Source organism: Streptantibioticus ferralitis, from assembly GCF_029223525.1.
GTDB classification, from domain to species: domain Bacteria; phylum Actinomycetota; class Actinomycetes; order Streptomycetales; family Streptomycetaceae; genus Streptantibioticus_A; species Streptantibioticus_A ferralitis.
Genome location: NZ_JARHTQ010000039.1, coordinates 38,520 through 60,075, shown reverse-complemented (window position 1 = coordinate 60,075; position 21,556 = coordinate 38,520). Strand labels below are relative to the sequence as shown.

17 protein-coding genes are annotated in these 21,556 nt (G+C 66.6%); 6 read left to right on the top strand and 11 right to left on the bottom strand.

What is annotated here, in order from left to right; translation table 11 throughout:
* Positions 1-4: 4 nt before the first annotated feature.
* The 4 genes from P2L57_RS35105 to eccD form a co-directional block, all read right to left on the bottom strand.
* Positions 5-1,405 (bottom strand): M16 family metallopeptidase, encoded by a 1,401-nt coding sequence (locus P2L57_RS35105; RefSeq protein ID WP_275821708.1) that lies wholly within the window; start codon positions 1,403-1,405, stop codon positions 5-7.
* Positions 1,402-3,624: a polyribonucleotide nucleotidyltransferase gene (locus tag P2L57_RS35100; protein ID WP_275821707.1), complete on the bottom strand. Its 2,223-nt coding sequence runs from the start codon at positions 3,622-3,624 to the stop codon at positions 1,402-1,404. Before P2L57_RS35100 ends, P2L57_RS35105 begins: the two co-directional genes overlap by 4 nt.
* Positions 3,625-4,015: 391 nt before the next feature.
* Positions 4,016-4,303: a 30S ribosomal protein S15 gene (gene rpsO / locus P2L57_RS35095; RefSeq protein ID WP_275821705.1), complete on the bottom strand. Its 288-nt coding sequence runs from the start codon at positions 4,301-4,303 to the stop codon at positions 4,016-4,018.
* A 120-nt stretch (positions 4,304-4,423) separates the two neighbouring features.
* Positions 4,424-5,866: a type VII secretion integral membrane protein EccD gene (eccD, locus tag P2L57_RS35090; protein WP_275821703.1), complete on the bottom strand. Its 1,443-nt coding sequence runs from the start codon at positions 5,864-5,866 to the stop codon at positions 4,424-4,426.
* Between the two features lie 167 nt (positions 5,867-6,033).
* Between eccD and eccCa the strand changes: the two genes are divergently transcribed.
* The 5 genes from eccCa (at position 6,034) to P2L57_RS35065 (ending at position 13,881) form a co-directional block, all read left to right on the top strand.
* Positions 6,034-9,987 (top strand): type VII secretion protein EccCa, encoded by a 3,954-nt coding sequence (gene eccCa / locus P2L57_RS35085; RefSeq protein WP_275821718.1) that lies wholly within the window; start codon positions 6,034-6,036, stop codon positions 9,985-9,987.
* 89 nt (positions 9,988-10,076) lie between these two features.
* Entirely contained in the window at positions 10,077-10,466 is a 390-nt protein-coding gene (locus P2L57_RS35080) for a hypothetical protein (RefSeq protein ID WP_275821701.1), read from the top strand.
* An 8-nt stretch (positions 10,467-10,474) separates the two neighbouring features.
* Positions 10,475-11,491: a hypothetical protein gene (locus tag P2L57_RS35075; protein ID WP_275821699.1), complete on the top strand. Its 1,017-nt coding sequence runs from the start codon at positions 10,475-10,477 to the stop codon at positions 11,489-11,491.
* The gene (locus P2L57_RS35070) at positions 11,442-12,719 is read left to right on the top strand and encodes a DUF6571 family protein (protein ID WP_275821697.1); all 1,278 of its coding nucleotides are present in this window, start codon (positions 11,442-11,444) and stop codon (positions 12,717-12,719) included. The genes P2L57_RS35075 and P2L57_RS35070 overlap by 50 nt, the downstream gene beginning before the upstream one ends.
* A gap of 19 nt (positions 12,720-12,738) precedes the next feature.
* On the top strand, positions 12,739-13,881 hold the full coding sequence (locus P2L57_RS35065) for a hypothetical protein (RefSeq protein WP_275821695.1): 1,143 nt from the start codon (positions 12,739-12,741) through the stop codon (positions 13,879-13,881).
* 78 nt (positions 13,882-13,959) lie between these two features.
* Here the strand turns inward: P2L57_RS35065 and P2L57_RS35060 are convergent, their stop codons facing one another.
* The 7 genes from P2L57_RS35060 to P2L57_RS41280 all read right to left on the bottom strand — a co-directional run bounded on the left by P2L57_RS35060 (position 13,960) and on the right by P2L57_RS41280 (position 19,313).
* Positions 13,960-14,256 (bottom strand): WXG100 family type VII secretion target, encoded by a 297-nt coding sequence (locus P2L57_RS35060; RefSeq protein ID WP_275821693.1) that lies wholly within the window; start codon positions 14,254-14,256, stop codon positions 13,960-13,962.
* Between the two features lie 78 nt (positions 14,257-14,334).
* Positions 14,335-14,667 (bottom strand): WXG100 family type VII secretion target, encoded by a 333-nt coding sequence (locus P2L57_RS35055; protein WP_275821691.1) that lies wholly within the window; start codon positions 14,665-14,667, stop codon positions 14,335-14,337.
* 154 nt (positions 14,668-14,821) lie between these two features.
* The gene (locus P2L57_RS35050) at positions 14,822-15,853 is read right to left on the bottom strand and encodes a S8 family serine peptidase (RefSeq protein ID WP_275821717.1); all 1,032 of its coding nucleotides are present in this window, start codon (positions 15,851-15,853) and stop codon (positions 14,822-14,824) included.
* A 203-nt stretch (positions 15,854-16,056) separates the two neighbouring features.
* Complete coding sequence (locus P2L57_RS35045; protein WP_275821689.1) at positions 16,057-17,484, bottom strand: WXG100 family type VII secretion target; 1,428 nt, start codon at positions 17,482-17,484, stop codon at positions 16,057-16,059.
* A gap of 14 nt (positions 17,485-17,498) precedes the next feature.
* Entirely contained in the window at positions 17,499-17,927 is a 429-nt protein-coding gene (locus P2L57_RS35040) for a DUF2563 family protein (RefSeq protein WP_275821687.1), read from the bottom strand.
* 306 nt (positions 17,928-18,233) lie between these two features.
* The gene (locus P2L57_RS35035) at positions 18,234-18,695 is read right to left on the bottom strand and encodes a PQQ-binding-like beta-propeller repeat protein (protein WP_275821685.1); all 462 of its coding nucleotides are present in this window, start codon (positions 18,693-18,695) and stop codon (positions 18,234-18,236) included.
* 369 nt (positions 18,696-19,064) lie between these two features.
* Positions 19,065-19,313, bottom strand: coding sequence for a DUF8017 domain-containing protein (locus tag P2L57_RS41280; RefSeq protein ID WP_504987676.1), 249 nt, complete (start codon positions 19,311-19,313; stop codon positions 19,065-19,067).
* A gap of 581 nt (positions 19,314-19,894) precedes the next feature.
* Between P2L57_RS41280 and P2L57_RS35030 the strand changes: the two genes are divergently transcribed.
* Positions 19,895-21,514, top strand: coding sequence for a beta-N-acetylhexosaminidase (locus P2L57_RS35030; protein WP_372516057.1), 1,620 nt, complete (start codon positions 19,895-19,897; stop codon positions 21,512-21,514).
* The last annotated feature ends 42 nt before the right edge of the window (positions 21,515-21,556 follow it).

The window sequence follows — 21,556 nt, the reverse complement described above, 5'->3', positions numbered from 1 at the left end:
GGACTCAGGCCCCGGCCACGGCTTCCTGGAGCCGGGCCGCCTGCTTGCCCAGCGGGCCGATCGCGGCCAGCGACGGGCGGGCGTCCAGCACATCACGCGCCACCGCCCGGACGTCGTCCGGGGTGACCGCCGCGATCTTGGCCAGCATCTCGCCCACCGACATCTGCTCGCCCCAGCACAGCTCGCTCTTGCCGATGCGGTTCATCAGGGCACCGGTGTCCTCCAGCCCCAGCACGGTGGAGCCGGACATCTGCCCGGCGGCCCGCCGCAGTTCCTCGTCGGACAGCCCGTGCTCGACGATGTCCTGCAGCTCGTCGCGGCAGATCTTGAGGACCTCACCGGTCTTGTTCGGCGCGCATCCCGCGTACACCCCGAACAGACCGCAGTCGGCGAACGAGGAGGTGTACGAGTAGACCGAGTAGGCCAACCCGCGCTTCTCGCGTACCTCCTGGAAGAGCCGGGAGCTCATACCGCCGCCGAGCGCGGTGTTGAGTACGCCGAGTGCCCAGCGGCGCTCGTCGGTGCGGGACAGACCGGGCATGCCGAGGATGACATGGGCCTGCTCGGTGCGGTGGTCAAGCAGCTCCAGGCGTCCGGCGCTGCGGACCGTACGGGATCCGGAGCGCGGCGCCGCGGGGAGCACCTCGGGGTCGCCGAGCGCGCCCGCCCGCTCGAAGGCGCGGCGCACCTGGCGAACCACCTTGGCGTGGTCGATGTTGCCCGCCGCGGCGACGACCAGGTTCCGCGCGCCGTAGTGCTTGTTGTAGAACCGGGCGATCTGGTCCCTGGTCAGCGCGTTGACGGTGTCGACCGTGCCGAGTACCGGCCGGCCGAGCGGCGAGTCGCCGAGGACCGCCGTGGTGAACAGGTCATGGACCAGGTCGCCCGGATCGTCCTCGGTCATCGCGATCTCTTCGAGGACCACTCCGCGTTCGGCGTCGACGTCCTCGGCGGTGATCAGCGAGCCGGTGAGCATGTCGCAGATGACGTCGATGGCCAGCGGCAGGTCGGTGTCGAGTACGCGGGCGTAGTAGCACGTGTACTCCTTGGCGGTGAAGGCGTTCATCTCGCCGCCGACCGCGTCGATCGCCGCGGAGATGTCCAGTGCGGTGCGCCGCTCGGTGCCCTTGAAGAGCAGGTGCTCCAGGTAGTGCGTGGCGCCGTTGAGCTTGGGTGTCTCATCGCGCGAGCCGACGCCGACCCATATCCCGAACGTCGCCGAGCGGACCGTCGGCAGGGTCTCGGTGACGATCCGCAGACCGCCTGGAAGAACCGTTCTGCGGACCGTTCCGCCGCCGTCGTCGCCCTTGAGCACGGTACGGGTGGTGGTACGGGTGGTGGTACGGGGGACGGCCCGCCCCTCGGAAGAGGTGCGGGCCGTCCCACGGTGCGTAGCCGACGTCACTTGGCGGACTCGTCCTTCGCCGCCTCGTCCTCGCCGTCCTCGCCCTCGATGACCGGGATCAGCGACAGCTTGCCGCGCTGGTCGATCTCGGCGATCTCGACCTGGACCTTGGCGCCGACTCCGAGCACGTCGTCCACGTTCTCCACCCGCTTGCCACCGGCGAGCTTGCGGATCTGCGAGATGTGCAGCAGACCGTCCTTGCCCGGCATCAGCGAGACGAACGCGCCGAACGTGGTGGTCTTGACGACCGTGCCCAGGTAGCGCTCGCCGACCTCGGGCATCGTCGGGTTGGCGATGCCGTTGATGGTGGCGCGGGCGGCCTCGGCGGCCGAGCCCTCGGAGGCGCCGATCAGCACCGTACCGTCGTCCTCGATCGCGATCTCGGCGCCGGTGTCCTCCTGGATCTGGTTGATCATCTTGCCCTTGGGGCCGATGACCTCACCGATCTTGTCGACCGGGATCTTGATGCTGATGATCCGCGGCGCGTTCGGTGACATCTCGTCCGGAACGTCGATGGCCTCGCTCATCACGTCCAGGATGTGCAGTCGCGCGTCCCGGGCCTGCTTCAGCGCGGCGGCCAGCACCGAGGCGGGGATGCCGTCGAGCTTGGTGTCGAGCTGGAGCGCGGTGACGAAGGTCTTGGTGCCGGCGACCTTGAAGTCCATGTCACCGAACGCGTCCTCGGCGCCGAGGATGTCGGTCAGCGTCACGTAGTGCGTCTCACCGTCGATCTCCTGCGAGATCAGACCCATGGCGATACCCGCGACCGGGGCCTTCAGCGGCACACCGGCGTTGAGCAGCGACATGGTCGACGCGCAGACCGAGCCCATCGAGGTCGAGCCGTTGGAGCCCAGCGCCTCGGAGACCTGGCGGATGGCGTACGGGAACTCCTCGCGGGTCGGCAGCACCGGGAGCAGCGCCCGCTCGGCGAGCGCGCCGTGGCCGATCTCGCGGCGCTTCGGCGAGCCGACGCGGCCGGTCTCACCGGTGGAGTACGGCGGGAAGTTGTAGTTGTGCATGTAGCGCTTGCGCGTCTCGGGCGCCAGCGTGTCCAGCTGCTGCTCCATGCGGAGCATGTTCAGCGTCGAGATGCCCAGGATCTGGGTCTCGCCGCGCTCGAACAGCGCCGAACCGTGCACCCGGGGCACGACCTCGACCTCGGCGGACAGGGTGCGGATGTCGGTGACACCGCGGCCGTCGATGCGGATCTTGTCCTTGATGACGCGCTCGCGGACCAGCTTCTTGGTCAGCGCGCGGTAGGCGGCGGAGATCTCCTTCTCGCGCCCCTCGAACTGCGGCAGCAGCTTCTCGGCGGCCAACGCCTTGACCCGGTCCAGCTCGGCCTCGCGGGCCTGCTTGCCGGCGATGGTCAGCGCCTGGGCCAGCTCGTCCCGGACCGCCTCGGTCAGCGCCTCCAGGACGTCGTCCTGGTAGTCGAGGTAGATCGGGAACTCGGCGGTGGGCTTGGCGGCCTTGGCGGCGAGGTCCGACTGGGCCTTGCACAGCGCCTTGATGAACGGCTTGGCGGCCTCGAGACCGGCGGCCACGACCTCCTCGGTCGGCGCCTCGGCGCCGCCCTCGACCAGCTTGATGGTCTTGTCGGTGGCCTCAGCCTCGACCATCATGATCGCGACGTCGCCGTCCTCGAGGGTGCGGCCCGCGACGACCATGTCGAAGACGGCCTCCTCGAGCTCGCTGTGGGTCGGGAAGCCCACCCACTGGCCGCCGATCAGCGCGACGCGCACGCCGCCGATCGGACCGGAGAAGGGCAGCCCGGCGAGCTGCGTCGAGGCGGACGCGGCGTTGATCGCGACCACGTCGTACAGGTGGTCCGGGTTGAGCGCCATGATCGTGGCGACGACCTGGATCTCGTTGCGCAGGCCCTTCTGGAAGGACGGGCGCAGCGGGCGGTCGATCAGCCGGCAGGTGAGGATGGCGTCCTCGGAGGGGCGGCCCTCACGGCGGAAGAACGAGCCGGGGATCCGCCCGGCCGCGTACATCCGCTCCTCGACGTCCACCGTCAGCGGGAAGAAGTCGAGCTGGTCCTTGGGGTGCTTCGATGCGGTGGTGGCCGACAGGACCATGGTCTCGTCGTCCAGGTACGCGACGGCGGAGCCGGCGGCCTGGCGGGCGAGGCGGCCCGTCTCGAAGCGGATGGTACGGGTGCCGAAGGAACCGTTGTCGATGACGGCCTCGGCGTAGTGGGTCTCGTTCTCCACTATGGGGATTCTCCTCGTGTCTGCCCCCTGGCCACGGCCCGGGGACCCTCTGCGGTGGAGCGCCGCACGTGCCGACCCACGGTCCCGGCCGGGCCGGTCTTCGATCGAAGCCACCGGGGTGTCGCCGTAGGCGCGCCACCCGGGGGCCACTACCGAGGACCGGCGCCTCTGGCACCGACTCGGCGGTCGGCTGGCGCGGGCGCTCCTCCTTCTTCTGAAGCCTCTATCCGAAGCTTCTCTCGTGTGAAGTTGTCTTCGGTGTGAACTTGTCGTCGTGAAGTGGTACCGGAGCCAGCCTACAAAGCTTGCGGTCCGACCACATGCGCGGCGGAGTCACACATACGGCAAAGGGAGCGGCCCCCAGGCTGGGAACCGCTCCCTTCACGGCGTCCTACTTGGCGCCCGCCGCACCGCGGCGGATGCCGAGGCGCTCGACGAGGGCGCGGAAGCGCGTGATGTCCTTCTTCGCCAGGTACTGCAGCAGGCGACGGCGCTGGCCGACGAGCAGCAGCAGACCACGGCGGGAGTGGTGGTCGTGCTTGTGGGTCTTCAGGTGCTCGGTCAGGTCCGAGATGCGACGGGTCAGCATCGCGACCTGGACCTCGGGGGAGCCGGTGTCGCTCTCCGAGGAACCGAAATCGGCGATGATCTGCTTCTTTGTGGCGGCGTCGAGCGGCACACGTGCTCCTTGAGTGTTCGTTGCCCGCGAGTGCCCCTGGTCTTCTGCACAGATGGCTCTTCGATGACTCGGCGGACTGGCCGCATGTGAGCATGCAGCGGTCACCCAGAGTACCAGCCGCTACCCGGAGGTCATCCCGCGGGCCGCCGAGTAGACGTTCAGCACGGCCAGGCACAGCGGTACGAGGGAGAGCAGGACCGCGCCCTCCACCAGGTCGAGCAGTCGACCCCAGAACGGGGAGACGCCCTTCTTCGGGACGATCAGGGCGATCGCGGTGAGCAGGGCCGCGCCCGCTGCGACGCTGGCGGCCAGCCACATGGTGCGGATGTCGACCTGGGCGCTGTCGCCGGTGAGCAGGTCACGGATCATGCTCACCGGCGGGTTGAGGGACAGGCCGAGCACCAGCAGGCAGATCGCCGCGATCCCGGCGACCAGCAGGCAGGCCACCTGCGCGGTGTAGCGGAACAGCCGGGCGCGCAGCAGCGTGGCTGTTCCGGTGGCCAGGGCGAGCAGCTGCGCCCAGGCGGAGTGCGAGAAGCCGAGCACCGCGGCGCAGCCCACCACCACGGCGGAGCAGCCGCCGACCAGTCCGAGCAGCATCTCGTGCCCGCGGCGGGCCCGTGCGGCGATCTTCTCCTCGTCGACCGGTTCGTCCCGGGTCTCGGAGCCCTCGCCGCGCGGTGCGGTGTAGCCGATGGGCAGCCGGGCGAAGCGGGCGGACAGTGCGGGCAGGAACGCGGTGATCGCGATCGCCGCGACCGCGCACACGGCGGCGGTGTTGGTGGCGGACGCCTCGGTGAGGATCTCGGTGAAGGTGGCGAGCGTGCCGACGGCGGATACGAACGCGGCCGCCACGAACGGGGCATCACCTTGCGGGGTGAACGCGATGAGCAGCGCTGACGCCACGAGCACCGTGACACAGCCGAGCAGGAACTGCAGCCGTCCCTGCCCGTGTCCTGGGTCGGCGGCGATGATGCCGGATCCCGCGATCAGCAGCAGCGGCAGCGCGGCGAGGCCGAGCGCGACGGCCGAGGCGCGGTCGTCGTAGACCCGGGCGCGCACCGCCGACAGCGCGGTCAGCAGCACCCCGGCCGCGCCCGCGATGATGCCGGGCAGGCTGTGCATGTCGTGCCGGACCGGGTCGGCGAACCACAGGACGAAGCCCATCAGGGCCAGCAGCAGTACGCCGCCGACCAGCCCGGCCGCGTGCATCAGGTCGTCGCTCCAGCGGCGCCGGTCACGGGTGACGGCGGAGGCGACGGCGTCCACCACGTCGTCGTAGACCGCGGGCGGCAGCGATGCGGCGAACGGCCGCAGGGAGAGCAGTTCTCCGTCCAGGACGCGTTGCCCGGCGAGCGAGCGGGCGCCGTCCAGGACGGTGCCGTCGCGCCGTACGAGATGCCAGCCGGTGGGCGCGCCGTCCGGCTGCGACTGGCCTGACAGCCGCAGGATCTCGGGGTAGACGTCGGCGAGCGCGATGTCCTCCGGAAGGGCGACATCGATGCGGCTATCGGGTGCGACGACGGTGACCCGGCAGAAGCCGGTCCCTGCGGTCGTGCTCACCTCGCGGTTCCCCCTAGCGTGCGTACGGTGCGGCGGTTGCGGGTGGTCACCCTATCGGGACGGTGAGTTGGCATGCCCAGTAGGATCGGCCGTCGCGCGGAGGGAGGCCGTCGCCACGGGGGCGCCGGTGCGGAACTATCGTCTCCGCATTGAGGATTGATGCATCGGTGAGCGTGGTCGTCGTCAAGCGCCCGCCCAGGGCGGTACCGCCCGAGGTCCCGACCGAGGAAGTGCGGTTGGAGACCCCTCCGGAGCTGCCTCGGGGCCAGGACCAGGGCATGATGATGGCCCTGCTGCCGATGCTCGGAATGGCGTCGTCGGCCGCTTTCTTCTTCATGCCGGGGCAGCAGGCGTTCATGAAGGTCATGGGCGGCCTGATGGTCGCCTCCACAGGCGCGATGGCCATCGCGCAGGCCGTCAGGATGCGCCAGGGCCCCAGCGGGCAGATGTCGCAGGCCCGCCGTGACTACTTCAAGTACCTGGCCCAGGTGCGCAAGCAGGTACGCAGGACGGCGGCGGCCCAGCGCGCGGCCCAGTTCCATCTGCACCCCTCCCCCGACCAGTTGTGGTCGCTGGTCGCCGAGGGCAAGCGGGTGTGGGAACGCCGCATCAACGACGAGGACTTCGCCCAGGTACGCATCGGTGTGGGCCCCCAGCAGCTCGCCAGCCCGCTGGTCGCCCCGACGACCGCACCGGTGGACGAACTGGAACCGCTGACCTCGGCGGCGATGCGCCAGTTCCTGTCCGCACACGGCGCACTGGACGGCCTGCCGATGGCGGTCAGCCTGCGCTCCTTCTACCACCTGACCGTCTCCGGCACCCCGGAGTCGGTCTACGGCAACGCCCGCGCGATGCTCGCCCAACTCGCCGCACTCCACTCCCCGGAGGACCTGGTGATCGCGGTGGTGGCAGGCCGCGGCGCCGCCTCCGAATGGGAGTGGACGAAGTGGCTCCCGCACACCCAGCTCCCGGGATCACTGGACGGGGCGGGGACGCGGCGGTTGTTCTCCGATGACCTGAGCGAGCTGGAGGAACTGCTCTCCAAGCACCTGGAAGGTCGGCCGCGGTTCCACCGCAATGGTGAACTCCTCCTCGACCAGCCGCATGTGGTGATCGTCGTGGACAACGCCACGGTGCCGCCCGAGTCGGTGATCGCCTCGCCAGAAGGACTACAGGGCGTCACCGTCATCGAGGTGGTGGCCGGTGATCTGTACGAGCCGAGCGGTGCCTTGTCGGTGATCGTGCAGCCCGGTCAGCTGCGCACCGAGACAGCCGACGGCATCGTGTACGAGGGGCGACCGGACGCGCTCACCGACACCGAGGCTACGGCCCTGGCCCGGCAACTCGCACCGCTTCGGGTGGGCAGCGGGGATGGTGAGGAGCCCCTCCTCACCAACCTGGAGTTCACCGATCTGCTCGGGCTCGGCAACGCCGCCTTGGTGGACGCCGCACGGACATGGCGTCCGCGCTCGCAGCATGAGCGGCTGCGGGTTCCGATCGGCGTGGGCCAGGACGGCCAGCCGGTGATGCTCGACCTCAAGGAGGCCGCGCAGGAGGGCATGGGCCCGCACGGCCTGTGCGTCGGCGCCACCGGTTCCGGCAAGTCGGAGCTCCTGCGCACGCTGGTACTCGGCCTTGCCGTCACGCACTCCTCCGAGACGCTGAACTTCGTGCTCGCCGACTTCAAGGGCGGCGCGACGTTCGCCGGGATGTCCGAACTGCCGCATGTCGCCGCGGTCATCACGAACCTGGCGGACGACCTGACGCTGGTCGACCGCATGCGGGACTCGATCACCGGTGAGCTCCAGCGCCGTCAGGAGTTGCTGCGCGCGGCGGGCAACTACGCGAACATCCACGACTACGAGAAGACCCGGGCGGCGGGCGCTCCACTGGAACCGCTGGCGTCCTTGGTGTTGGTGATCGACGAGTTCAGCGAACTCCTCACCGCAAAGCCGGACTTCATCGACATGTTCATCCAGATCGGCCGGATCGGCCGCTCGCTCGGTGTGCATCTGCTGCTCGCTTCCCAGCGTCTGGAAGAGGGGCGGCTGCGTGGTCTTGACACCTACCTGTCGTACCGCATAGGTCTGCGCACGTTCTCAGCGGCGGAATCCCGGGCGGCGCTGGGCGTGCCGGACGCCTACCACCTGCCGTCGCTTCCGGGTTCGGGATATCTGAAGTTCGGTACGGACGAGATGGTGCGCTTCAAGGCGGCCTACGTCTCCGGCGCCTACCGTTCGGGCGTCACCTATTCCGGTACCGAATCCCTGCCGGTGGAGAAGCGCCCGGTGCTGTTCACGGCGGCGCCCGTCCCCGTGACCTACGCGATGCCCGAACCCGGTGCCTCCCTGGCACCGCGGCACGAGGACGACTCCTCGCTGACCGACACCGTTCTCGACGTGATAGTGCAGCGGCTCGAAGGGCAAGGCGCGCCCGCCCATCAGGTCTGGCTGCCACCACTGGACAAGGCACCCACGCTTGACGAACTGCTTCCCTCGCTGGCACCGGTGGAAGGCCGTGGGCTGACGGCTCGGGACTACCCGCGCCCGGGGGGCCTGGTCATTCCGCTCGGCGTCGTGGACAAGCCGTTCGAGCAGCGGCGTGACACCCTCTACCGGGACTTCTCCGGGGCAGCCGGCCATATGCTGGTCGTCGGTGGCCCGCAGTCCGGCAAGTCGACGTTGCTGCGCACGCTCATCAGTGCCTTCGCGCTCACCCACACTTCGCACGAAGTGCAGTTCTACGGGCTGGACTTCGGTGGTGGTGGAATGAGTTCCATCGCCGACCTGCCACATGTCGGCGGCACCGCTTCGCGCCTGGACCCGGAGAAGGTGCGCCGTACGGTGGCCGAGGTCGCCGGAATCCTGGGGCGCAGGGAGGAGTTCTTCCGCTCCCAGGGCATCGACTCGATCACCACGTATCGTCGCCGTCGCGCTGCCAGAGAGCTCCCCGAGGAGAGTTGGGGCGATGTCTTCCTCGTCGTCGACGGGTGGGGCGCCTTCAAGCAGGACTACGAGATGTACGAGCCGGTGGTGACGGACATCGCCCAACGTGGCCTCGGATACGGCATCCATGTGGTCATCAGCGCCTCCCGGTATATGGAGGTTCGGCCCGCGCTCAAGGACCATCTGCTCAACCGGCTCGAACTCCGCCTTGGCGACGCGCTGGACTCGGAGTTCGACCGCAAGGTCGCCGCGAATGTTCCGGCGGGGGTCGCCGGTCGCGGTCAGATTCCCGAGAAGCTGCACTTCATGGGTGCACTACCGCGGATCGACGGATCCAGCACCGTGGACGACCTGTCGGACGCCACAGCGGCCATGGTCCGCGCCGTCGACGGCGCATGGCCGGGGTCGCACGCACCGAAGGTCCGGCTGCTGCCGCGCATACTCCCGGCCGGCGACCTGCCAAAGGGATTCGAGTTCCCCGAGCAGGGCATCGCCATCGGCCTGGACGAGAACAACCTCGCTCCGGTCTTCGTCGACTTCGAAACCGACCCGCTGTTCGTGGTCTTCGGAGACAGCGAATCGGGAAAGACCTCCCTGCTACGGCTCATCGCCAAGCAAATCTCCGAGCGGTACACGCCGCAAGAGGCACTTATCGTCGCGGGCGACTATCGGCGTTCGCTATTGGGCGCCCTTCCCGAAAGCCACCTGCTCGAATACGCCCCCATGGCGACCTCGCTCGAACTCCACATGAACGAGCTCAACGCCTTGATGCAGCGGCGAGCCCCCAAACCGGACGTCACACCCCAGCAGCTGCGCGACCGCAGCTGGTGGCAGGGGCCACAGTTCTTCGTCATCATCGACGACTACGAGCTCGTCTCCACCGGGCCGAGCAACCCGATGTCGGTCCTGGTGGAGAACCTTCCGTTCGCCCGGGACGTCGGCATCCGCTTCATCGTCGCCCGTAGTTCCGCGGGCGCGAGCCGCTCGATGTACGAGCCGTTCATGCAACGCCTCAAGGAACTCGGCGCTCAGGGCGTCGTCCTGTCCGGCGACCCGGGCGAAGGGGAGATCCTGGCCAACGTCCGCCCACGCCCGATGCCGACCGGCCGCGGCTTCTACGTCTCGCGCAAGCGCGGCACACCACTGGTCCAACTGGGCTTCGTACCCGAGCAGTAGCCGCCACGGCGCTGATCATCGCGGCAGTGCGATGGTCAGCGCCGTTTGCTAGCGTCGATTGATCGTCTGCCACCAGGAGGGGGACCGGGATGCCCGGCGACAAGGGGGACTTGAAGTCAAGTCCGCAGAGCAAGAAGGACGCCGTTTCGGCGCTGAACGGCCTGGAACAGGACCTCAAGACAGACGGCAGTTGGGCGGACAACTCCACGCACGACGCCGTCGACACGTTGAAGGGGTGGGACACCGGGACAGGGCTCAAGGACGCGCTGACCGAGTGGGGTCAGCAGGTGACCGCCCTGCGCAACCGCCTCCTGGGGGAGCAGACGGCTCTGGGCAACACCAACACGCTGTTCGTGGGCAACGACGGTGACACTTCCGGCCAGTTCTCCATACAACCGCGGATACCGCTGTCGCCGCAGGCCCAGTACCCACCGTTGGTCCTCAACCCCGACCCCACCTCGAAGCTGTCGGACTACTAGGGGGAACCGTGCCCACGTACCAACAGGTCATCAGCGCTGACCTGTCGAAGCTCACCGATGCCGCCAAGAAGTGGGACGAGATGGCAGGCAAGTTCGACACCATGGCGACCACGTACAAGAACAAGGTACAGAGCATCGGTGTCGACGGCAGTTGGTCAGGTCTCAGCCAGCAGGCGTCCGTCCCGATGTCGATCAAGACCCTCGCCGACATCAACGCCGGCAAGAAGGAGGCCACGGCCGTCGCCTCGCTGCTGCGCCAGGCGGAGAGCAAGCTCAGCGAACTCCAGGGCAGCGTCAAGAAGGTCGTCTCGGACGCCGAGCACGCAGGCATGAAGGTGGACGACAACGGCATCGCCTCGTTCGACTACAGCAAGGTGCCGGCGCACGAGCAGAACTCCATCGCGCACGACCCCGACCTCCACGACGTGGAAGGCCAGTGGACCCGCCGCGTCGCTGACGCCGTCCAAGCCGTCAACGACGCGGACTACGGCATCAAGCTCGCACTCTGGGACGCCTCCAACTACCAGCCACTCAACCTCAACGGCGCCGTATTCAACGCCAACGCCGACAGCGACCTGGAACGCGACGAGGCCCACCAGGCCGCGCAGCTCGCCCTGAGACTGGACTCCGACGGCAAGCTGTCCAGCGATGACATGCAGGACTTCCAGAAGCTCATGCGCGCCAACTCGCACGACACGGACTTCAGTCAGAACCTGCTGTCGACCCTCGGGGCCGAGAAGACCCTCCTGCTCTCGAACCGGCTGAACGATCTCGCGTACGGCGACCACACCGACGCCAACGACAAGAAGGGATTCTTCAACACAGGATCTCGCCACTTCGCTGGCCTCAGCCACCCAGGATCCGAACAGCAAGTTCTTCAAGGACTTTCGTCGGCAGTTGCAGCACTGCGGAACGAAGCCGGTCGACGGCCACAACAAGGAAAGCATCCTCGGGTACCAGTCGCTGGTGTCCTTGATGGCGGACGGCCAGGGGTACCCCCAGCCGTTCCTCACCGATCTCGGTGACGACATCATCGCCGCCGAGAAAAAGGACCACACCATATGGGCGACGCCACTGGATCCGCAGCTGAACACACTCCCGAAGTGGGGGGCCAAGGACCCGCTTGACGGGCTGCTCGGCATCATTAGCAAGGACCCCAAAACAGCAACCGCCTTCCTCGATCCCGGTGCGGACGGGAGCAACGACCACCTGCAGTACCTGCTGCACGACCGTGACTGGAAGCTCGGTATGAAGTGGACCGGGCCCGTGGGGAACCCAAACCTGCAACAGCTCACCTACGTGGAGGATCCGAACAACCGAAGCGGCTTCGGGGCGGCTCTCGAAGCGGCGGCCACGGGTCACGTGCCGGATGGACAGGCACACATCGGCGATGACCACACGGTTGCCCAGGCGCGAGTTACGCACGACATGATCTCCATCTTGGACAAGGACGGCAACGCCAACAAACTCACCGCCAATCTGCGACGGCCGGTGGCTGACGTGCTCGCGAACTACGTTGCCGACACCCACAACGTGTTGTCACGCGTAGGGCCCTACCAGACCCATGACGGCGTCTGGAGCGACGCCCATGGGGTGCATATGTCCGTGAAGGACTACAGCCTCGTCCACCTGATGCGCGGAGTCGCGGACGATCCGAGCGCGTACACCGATCTCTTCAACGCGGAGAAGGTCTACTCGGCGGCGACGTTGGCACAGATGCCCAAGGACCCTGGTCCGGGGAATTCCAACTGGCAAGTACCGGTCCAGAACGCCGCCTCGGCGTTCGGGGCCTACGACGCGGTACGAGCCGATGTCGTTCTGGACAAGAGGGACGCGGCACAGCAATGGGCGCGCGATACGGCCCATGGAATCAACTCCAGCGTCAGCGCTCTCACCACCTACCTTCCAAAGGTCGTGGACTTCACCGCACCTGAAGTACCGGACACTCCTGGCGGGGAAGGAAAGGACCCCTTCAAGATGCCCTCCCTCGATCCGATCAACCGGATAACCGACATGGCCACCTACGACTGGTCGAAGGAGGCGATAAGCGAAGCCAGCCGTCAGGCCGGAGACGCCAACATCAAGAACTACAGCATCGGTCAGCAACAGGTGGACCGCCTCGTCTCGGCGTGGGGCACGACCCATGGAATGCAGTCGAGCGACACCATGATCGAATCCCTACAACACGCCGGCCTGGACTCTCACGACACAGCGAGGGACCAGGCGTTCGGCTACCTCCGCAGGACAAAGTAAGCGACGTAAGGCCGTACACATGAGCAACGAAGAGGCATCCCCCGAGCTCTCGGCGTCCAAGGGCCCACGCAACGCATGGCTTTACCGAAAGCCGGCCTGGATCAGCGCGGTGGTAATCATCGTCCTGATCGCCGCAGGCGGTGTGTTCTACCTAGGTGGCGGATACGGACAGTGGGCCGACAGGCGCTCCCTGAGCAACGCCTGTCACGGGGTGCTGCCATATTCGGAGCTACGCTCCACAATGACGGTGGACCGAATCCAAGCGACAGACGGCCTGCACGTCTATTCAGATGACGGCCAAGGACGCTTGGCGGCCTGTGCAGTGGACGGGCCCGACGGGAATCCGCGCATGTACGTGAATGTGCATTGGGGATCGGAGGCCACGAAAGCACCAGCTTACCTGCATCATGAAAATGTGGCCGCTCAAGCCGCTCAAGCAGTTCCGGTAGGCCAAGGATGGCAAGGCTCCGTGGTATTCGGTGATCCGGCTCAGGCGGCGGTGCTGCTCGGCTGCTCGAACAAGGCTACGCAAAGCCTTATGGTGAGCGTCGAAATGGGGAACACATCGGGCACTCCGTTCGACAGTCCGGGAAAGCGTGCACAGTTTGCCCAGACCACAACCGATATCGCCGCCCGTGCGGCCAAAACGTTCGGATGTACTGCAAAGTTGGGGGACACCGTCAGCAACATCGCTGCAGCACCGCAGAATTCGCCTCGTTCGGTTGCCCAGGCTCAGGGAACCTGCGAAGCCGCGGTTTCCCACGCCACGCAGGCCCAGCGACTGGGCATGACAGCGGTCTTCGAAGCACCGAACGACCCGAACACGCCAGTGGAAGACTGTTTCCTCAATGATTCCTCGGGTTCCACGCTCTACCGGCTAACAGCTCTGTACGGCCCGTTCGCACACTACTTGGGCGACAGTGCTGGTTACTCGACGATGGGGCGGCCATCCGGCAGTTGGAACACCGGTGGATGGGCCTGGGGTAGTGCACAGTGCCCCGGCGATCTCAGCCAGGCCTCTTACACTCTTGCCGCGGCGCAAAAGGCAACCGGCGGCTTCCTGGTCAACAAACCGGATCCGTCTTTCGAAGACTCACTGCTTCATGACTTCGCAACAGCGTCTGCGAAGCGCCACGGATGCACAAAGCCTGACCTCCCTTAGCGTCGCGAGTGTCGACGGAAAAGCCTTAGGGGGTAAGGCCGTTCACCGGCCCCACCCCCTACGTATGTACTGACGACCTCAGGCGTGGAAGTAGCTCGACGCCTTCTTGTCAGTCGCGTGGTAGCTGGCGTGTGCGCGGTCCAAGCGGTCCGCGACGTCACCCAAGACCGTCTGGATGTGCTGGGTCCGCTGCCGCCACACGGTGTCGGCCTGCACAAAGGCCTGCTGGGCCTCGCCGTCCCAGGTCTGGGACACGGCCTCCACCCTGTGCCGCAGGTTGTCAAGCTGGTCGGCCAGATCCTTCGCCGCGTTCCTGAGGGTGGCAGAAGCCTCCTGCAGCGACGAGTAGTGAACCTTGAGATCGATGTCGGACATCACGCCCCCTGATGTGGAAGTGTTGTTGGGATGTGGATTCGGCGTTCGTCGCAGCTCGGGTCACCAGACCCGAGCTGCCTAGTAACCGGCGATGCCGCTCCTCAAGTCCCCGGACACATCAACGTGCTTGAAGTCGTCCAACACCTGCTGGTCATTGCTGTGGCTGCCGACCTTGGTGTCGTGCACAGCCTGGTTGATGACCTCAAGGGACTTCCGCAATGCGTTGTGGTCGTCGTTCAGGTCCCGCTGCGCCTTGGTGAACGCGTCGGCGCCAAGGCCCTTCCAGTCCGCCTGAAGCTGAGCGAGCATATCGGCCAGCTTGTGCAGCTGGCTCGTCATCGACTCGGTGGTGGTCTGAATGTCGTTCTCAAGCCTGTGAATCTCAGCGTAGCTGAGTTGCTGCTGGGTCATTAATTGCCTCCCCCATGATTTTTCGGACTTTGCGGGCCGCCATGTGCAGCTCGCGCCGATCTGACACACGTGCGGAAGTGCGCGCGTCCATAGCCTCTCGCGTCACTCTAGTAGGTGGACACGACAATCCCAACGCGTCTATAGCCGGGGCAAGTTAGACCGACCTGCGTCGCACGACGAACGTCGCCACACCACCCACGACAACCACCACGCCGAGGCCGAGCAGGGCCCACAATGTTGTGTTGCCACTCGTTCCAGCGGCTGCGGCTTCCCCGTGCTGCGATGCCGCCGACGGGGCCTGTCCGGACTTCGAGGGCGCCGGAGAGGGCGACCCCGAAGTCGGGCCGTTCGGTAGCGGGTAGACATTGGCCGGGCCAGGCTCACCCTGGTGCTCTAGGAGGACCATCCGGGGACGCACCAATCCATACCCGACGTACTCGCTCGGCACCTTGCCAGCCGTCGGCTTGCCAGCCGTCTCGATCAGGGCACGCAGCACCTGGTTGCCGGTCCAGTCCGGGTGGGCGGACCAGACGAGGGCAGCGGAGGCGGAAGCGAGGGCGGTTGCCTGACTGGTGCCTCCACTGGGGCAGTAGCCTTCGCCATTGGCGCACCGCATCGGAATGTCATCCCCTGGCGCTGCGAGAGCGAGTTCCGGCCCGTGGTTGGACCACTTGGTAACCGTGAGGCTCTTGTCCACGGCACCTACGGCTACGACGCCTGCCATCGACGCCGGGGGCGTGATCGCATTGTCCTTGTCTCCTACGTTCCCCGAGGAGGCAAACATCAACACGCCTTTGCGGTTGGCATAGTCAACGGCCGCTCGCATCTCGGGGGTCACAGTGGGCAGTTCATTCCCGAAGGACATGTTGATGATGCGGGCACCGTGATCCACCGCGTACCGGATTCCCCCGGGTGCGGTCTCCAGCACGGGGACACCCTCCTTGTACCTCAAGGGAAGAATCTTGGCGCGAGGGGCGAGTCCCTGGATTCCGCCATCGGCACCTGTTCCAGCGATCAAGGCCGCCATCTCCGTGCCATGGCCGTCGCGGTCGCTGGTCTCACCGGCCCTCCCGTCGTTGAGGTCTTCGCCGGGCACGAGTTGTCCCTGTAGCTCAGGGGCCGAAGGGGCTACCCCAGTGTCAATAACAGCGACCGTCACTCCTTGTCCCGAACTCACCTTCCACATGCTGTCCGCCTGCATGACGTCCAGATACCACTCGTGAGAGCGCGCATCATCAGCAGCAGAAGCTCCCGGAGCCATGCCGCCGGATAGCCCGACACAAGCGCTGAAAGCCACGAGCAATGGCGCAAGCCGACGCCGTGTCGTACTACCGGTCAACGTCCGCATTGCGCCGCTGCCTCCACCTGGTCCTATGGGTTCCGTTCGGCCTAGTTGATGACGCCCGGCACGACGTCCTGTCGGCTCACGTCCCACGTCTCTTCGTCTTCTTCGAGGTAGTCGGGACGAGCTGTGGACGTACGTCGACCGCTCGCCGACCTGACTCCAGCGGAAGGCACCATCCCGGCTCCCTGACCTTCGCGCACCAGCCCAGATCCGCCCGGCGTGAACTCGCGTGCACCCGAGCCTGACCCGCGCACCTCGCTCACCACACCGCCCAGCTCGGAGGCCAACCGACGCCCCGGCCCCATTGGGCCTCTCGGGCTGAGGCCGCCGCCACCCTCACTCGCGCCCGATGCCATCGGCCCTCGGAACATCGAGCCACGCGGTGCCGTGGGCTCCCCTTCTCCGCCGATGACAGTCGCCCGGGGCATACGGGGAGAGGACATTGATGCGCCGCTCCGGCTGGGGATACCACCCACGATTCCATCGCCACCAGGTTCGTTCGGCACTTTCCCGAGCGTCGGCGGACGATATTCGCCCAGACCGCCGACGTTCGTAGGTCTACCATTCAGGCCGATCGGGCCACGCGGGGGCACAGTACCCAGGCCGAGACCGGGACCACCAAGCGGCGGAGGCACCGGCATTCCACCCGGCTGAGTGGTGGATGGGCCCTTGGGCCTCTCCACGCCATGACTCACGGTTGGCGGCACAGTAGCAACCGGCGCCCTTGAATCCAGCGACGTATGTGCAGCGGTATCGCCCGCCGGCACTCCGGGAATGTGAGTTGCCGTCGATATGCCATGTGGCGAGGCCGTTCCGCCTGCGAAACCATCCGTGCGCTCGTTCTTCGGCGTCACTCCCCCGTACGAGCCAGCATCCGAACTGCCAGCATTGGAAGTCGCATTGGATAAACCGTAAGGTCGGCCGCTGAGGAACGAGTCATCTTTCCAGCTAGATATTGTCGGCAATGGCTGGAAGTTCGGCATCTGCTCCCCCTTGATCACCTCCCTCGCCGTCACATACGTCGAGGCCACCTTGCCCACCTGGGTGATGGCCTCATTGTGGTCCGCGGAGTTCGGCTTGGCGTCGGGGTGCAGACCCTGCATCGCGCTCTGCGCCTGGCCGAGGGCATACCCGGCGGCACTCATGTGGTCGCCCGCCACGTACGCGACGTGAGCCAGTTTCAGGCTCTGGTTCGCGAACTGGTTTCCCCAGTCCTGGAACGCGGAGGCCCCTTCGCCTTGCCAATCCACCTTTGCCACGTAGCCCTTGAGTTGGTTCGCGATGTCGGTGATCTCACCGTGCGCGTCCAGAAGGGCGTGGCCCACAGTGGTGATGTCGGCCGCGTTGCCGCTCTCGACCAGTGCACGCAGGTCCTTAACGGACATGCCCTCGAAGTCGTGGCTCTGCATCGCGTAGCACTCGAAGACGTCGCTTTGCCCCGCCTTCGCGTCGTCATACTTGGACTCAGCCATGTGACTCCCCAGTCTTACCCAGTGACCGACTTGCCATGACCATCAGCCGGCTGGGCAGCCGTTCCACTCGGTTTCGGCGCCTGGTAGTACTGCGCCGTCCGCTTCTGGATCTCGCGCAACCGGTCTGCCTGCTCCTGATCAATGCTGTCGTAGCCGCGGTCGGAGATCTGGACGGCGATACCCAAGGCTTCGAGCTGGTCACTGAACGTCTGCGACAGGGTGACCAACTGGCTGTGCACGTTGTCGTACAGCGCGTGCAGGTCATCGGCCTCGGCGAACTTCCCGCCGTACGACCCTCGCGAGACCGTCTGGCCGCCGAGCTTGGTGTGCGAGGCCGCGGACTGCTCCAGTTTGGTCAGCAGGTCATTGATGCGCTTCTGGATGGTCAACAGCGCATCGGGAGCCCGTCCGACGTTCGGACTGCCGTTGTTCGACCCAGCCACGATGCCCCTCCCCCTTACAGCACCTTTAAATCTGGCTACCACTCTATCGAGTGTCACTGACAGCCCCAACTGAGTAGCTCCGGTGGGGACTTGAGCCAACCAACACGGTCCGGTTTGTCGCCCAATGGCAGGTTCGTCCTGTGATCGGTGCCGCCCCACTGTCACGCCACGCCTGGCTTGAGCTTCTTCAGGGATGGAGCCGCCAGAGAACTGATCGGTGCAGGGCACCGATCAGGTACTGGCCAGATTGGCTGGGGAATATCGAGCTCTCGCCCATCACCAGCGTGTTGTTGTGCCAGCCCGCCTCTACCTGCGCGCAGCCGACGACGGTGCCGCGCAGCGCACCCGCCACAACTCCTTCCCGATGCTGACATAGAACGCCGGTGTTGTCCCCTCCGTGGTCATGACGACCGCATCACCGCTCATCGCCACATCCACGCTGATCGAAGTGTCATCCAACGAAGTGGCCCACTGCTTCTTCCGTGCCACCCTGCCGGTTGGCGCATCGACGATCACGATGCCGTCGCAGAGCTTCCCGTACTCCACCGCGACCTTGTTGTTCACGATGTTGTCGGCGGCTTCACATGGGTTGGTCGACGGTGTGGGCACCTTCCAGTGCTGCCGACCGGTCGTGAGGTTACAGGCGATCGCACCATCCAAGATGCGTTTGAAGACATCGTCGCCACTGAACCACATGCCCGGCACTGAGATGATGTCGGCATCTTCCGGGAGCAACTGCGCGGACTGGGTCCACACGACCTTCCCCACGGCGTTGTGCCGTGCGTTGTCACCGTTGTCCGTCGAGGGACCGGCGGTGGCCGAATCGGTCGGCCGGCTTGGATTTCGGGCCGTTGCCGCCCGAATTCAGGGACCACGCACCAGCGTCGGTCACCAAAAAGGCCGGGACGACCCCGCGACCATTGCGGCGAGCTTGCCGCCCGCCAGCCGCTTGCCCGGCCGCGCACCGGGCACGGCCGAGTGGGGCGGCTACTGCTGGTTGTAGGGGTTAACGACCCAATTCTGCTGGGGTGTCGGCTGAGTTGGTGGGCGCCCAGGAGAAACGTACGGCGGAAGCTGTCCGTACGGCCTGGGCTGAGCGTACGGATTCTGTCCGGCCGGGACCGGAAGCGGCTGGCCCTAGCCAGGGACGTACTGCGTCTGTGGAGCAGTACTGCTTGTAGGTGGCCGCTCCGTCGAGCTGACCGGAAAGCCCATTTCGTTGTGGACAGCGAGGTCCCGACCTTCGCCCAAGACCGTCCAGTCTTTCGGTACGTCGCAGGCGACGTTCAGGTCGCCGTTCAGCACGACCTGCCAGCCCGGTACCACCGGCTGAATTTTCGTCGTACCACGGGGACCGCCTTCCCCGGGTTGGCTGGTCGCTGTCATCGAGGGAGCGGCCGAAGAGGACTGGGCGGCCTTCGGCTTGCCGTGGCCATCGCGCAGTGCGAAGGCGACGGCCACGCCTGTGGCGGCCAGGGCAAGAACAGTGGTGGCAGCGACAAGGGCGGTGAAGTGCCTGCACGAGCGCCGCTCTGGAACGGCGGGCGTGGCGGCGGGCTCCCACTGGGGAGGAGCTTCCCCGAACCCCTGCCATTGACACTGCGGGACTTCCGACCCTTGCGCGGGATGGCGCGGCTGCGACGGTCCGAGAGCAGCCGGTTGCCCTGATACGGGTGGCTGGGGAATGTTCGACGGCGGTCCCTGCGGGAGCAGTGCAGGTGGAGTACCCGGCCCCTTGGACTGTTGTTCGCTAGGCCACGTGATCACAAACCCTACGACTGACTGCCTCACCGCTACGGCCAGCCCGGGGCTCCCTGACGTGCACCTGAGCAAGACACGTCTGCCCGACTCGCGAAGTTCTTGACGGGGCATCAGCCACGCGGTACCCAGGAAGCGCATTTGGTCGCTTTATCGGATTTCGGTCGCAGGTGTCGGTTGGGCTTCGGCCCTCGGCGGAGGGATCGTTCGTGAGACGACGCAGTGCTCGGGGTTCCAGGGTGGTCGTGTGGCGGTTGCCGTGTTTGTTGGGTGCGTTGCTCTTAGTGGTGGGCGTCACCGCCGGGACCGCCTCGGCGGCGCCCAGGGACACCGCCCCGCCACCCTTGTCGCAAGTGGTGCCCGCGCCAGCGGCCGTGCACGAGAGTGGCGGGTCGTACACGATCGGCGGGTACACCGTCATCCGGGTGCCGGAAGGGTCGCCGGAGGCGGTGCGGGTCGGGCGGTATCTGGCCGGGCTGCTGCGGCCCTCCACGGGGTATGCGCTACCCGTACGGCCCCTGACGGCGGGCGATGAGGGTGGGATTGTGCTGGCCCTCAGCGGCCACGGCACGGCGCTGGGCGACGAGGGCTACCGGCTGGACGTCACCAACCATGGCGTGGCCATCACCGCCAAGCAGCCCTCGGGCCTGTTCCACGGCGTGCAGACGCTGCGGCAGCTGCTGCCCGCCGCCGTGGAGGAGCGGACGCGGCAGCCCGGCCCCTGGACCGTCTCCGGCGGGACGGTCACCGATACGCCGCGGTACTCCTACCGTGGCGCGATGCTCGATGTCTCGCGGCACTTCTTCACCGTCGCCCAGGTCGAGCGGTACGTCGACCAACTCGCGCTCTACAAGATCAACTACCTGCATCTGCACCTGTCCGACGACCAGGGGTGGCGGATCGCCATCTCGTCGTGGCCGCGGCTGGCCGCCTACGGTGGCTCGACCGAGGTCGGCGGCGGGCCTGGCGGGTACTACACGAAGGCGCAGTACGAGCAGATCGTGCACTATGCGGCCAGCCGCTATCTGACGGTCGTTCCGGAAATCGACATGCCCGCGCACACCAACGCCGCACTCGCCTCGTACGCGCCGCTCAACTGCAACGGGGCCGCTCCCCCGCTGTACACCGGAACGAACGTCGGGTTCAGCTCCCTGTGTGTGCAGAAAGCCGTGACGTACCGTTTCATCGACGATGTGCTGCGGGAGCTCGCGGCGCTCACCCCTGGTCCGTATCTGCACATCGGGGGCGATGAAGCACACTCCACCAGTGCCGCCGACTACACGGCCTTCATGGACCGGGTACAGCCGATCGTCGCCAAGTACCGGAAGACCGTGCTGGCTTGGCACGAGATCGCCAACGCCCATCCCATCGCGGGGGCGGTCGCGCAGTACTGGGGCACGGCCGGTACCGAGCAGAGTGTGGTGGCCGCGGCCAAGGCGGGGACGAGGCTGGTGATGTCGCCCGCCAACCACACCTACCTGGACATGAAGTACAACCCCTCCACCAAACTGGGGTTGAGCTGGGCCGGATATACAGAGGTCAAGGACGCGTACTCCTGGGATCCGGCGACGTTCCTCCGCGGGGCGCCGGCATCGGCCGTACTGGGCGTCGAGGCACCACTGTGGTCGGAAACCATCTCGACAAACGACCACATCGGGTATATGGCCTTCCCGCGGCTGCCGGCGATCGCTGAACTCGGCTGGTCACCGGCCGCGTTGCACGACTGGGACGCGTTCAAGGTGCGGTTGGCCGCGCAGGGGCCGCGCTGGGACGCCCTGGGCATCGACTACTACCGCTCTCCGCAAGTCCCCTGGCCTGCGGCCGGGTAGCTGCTGTTTCCGTTCTGTCGCCGCTCACCGACCGGGCGGCGA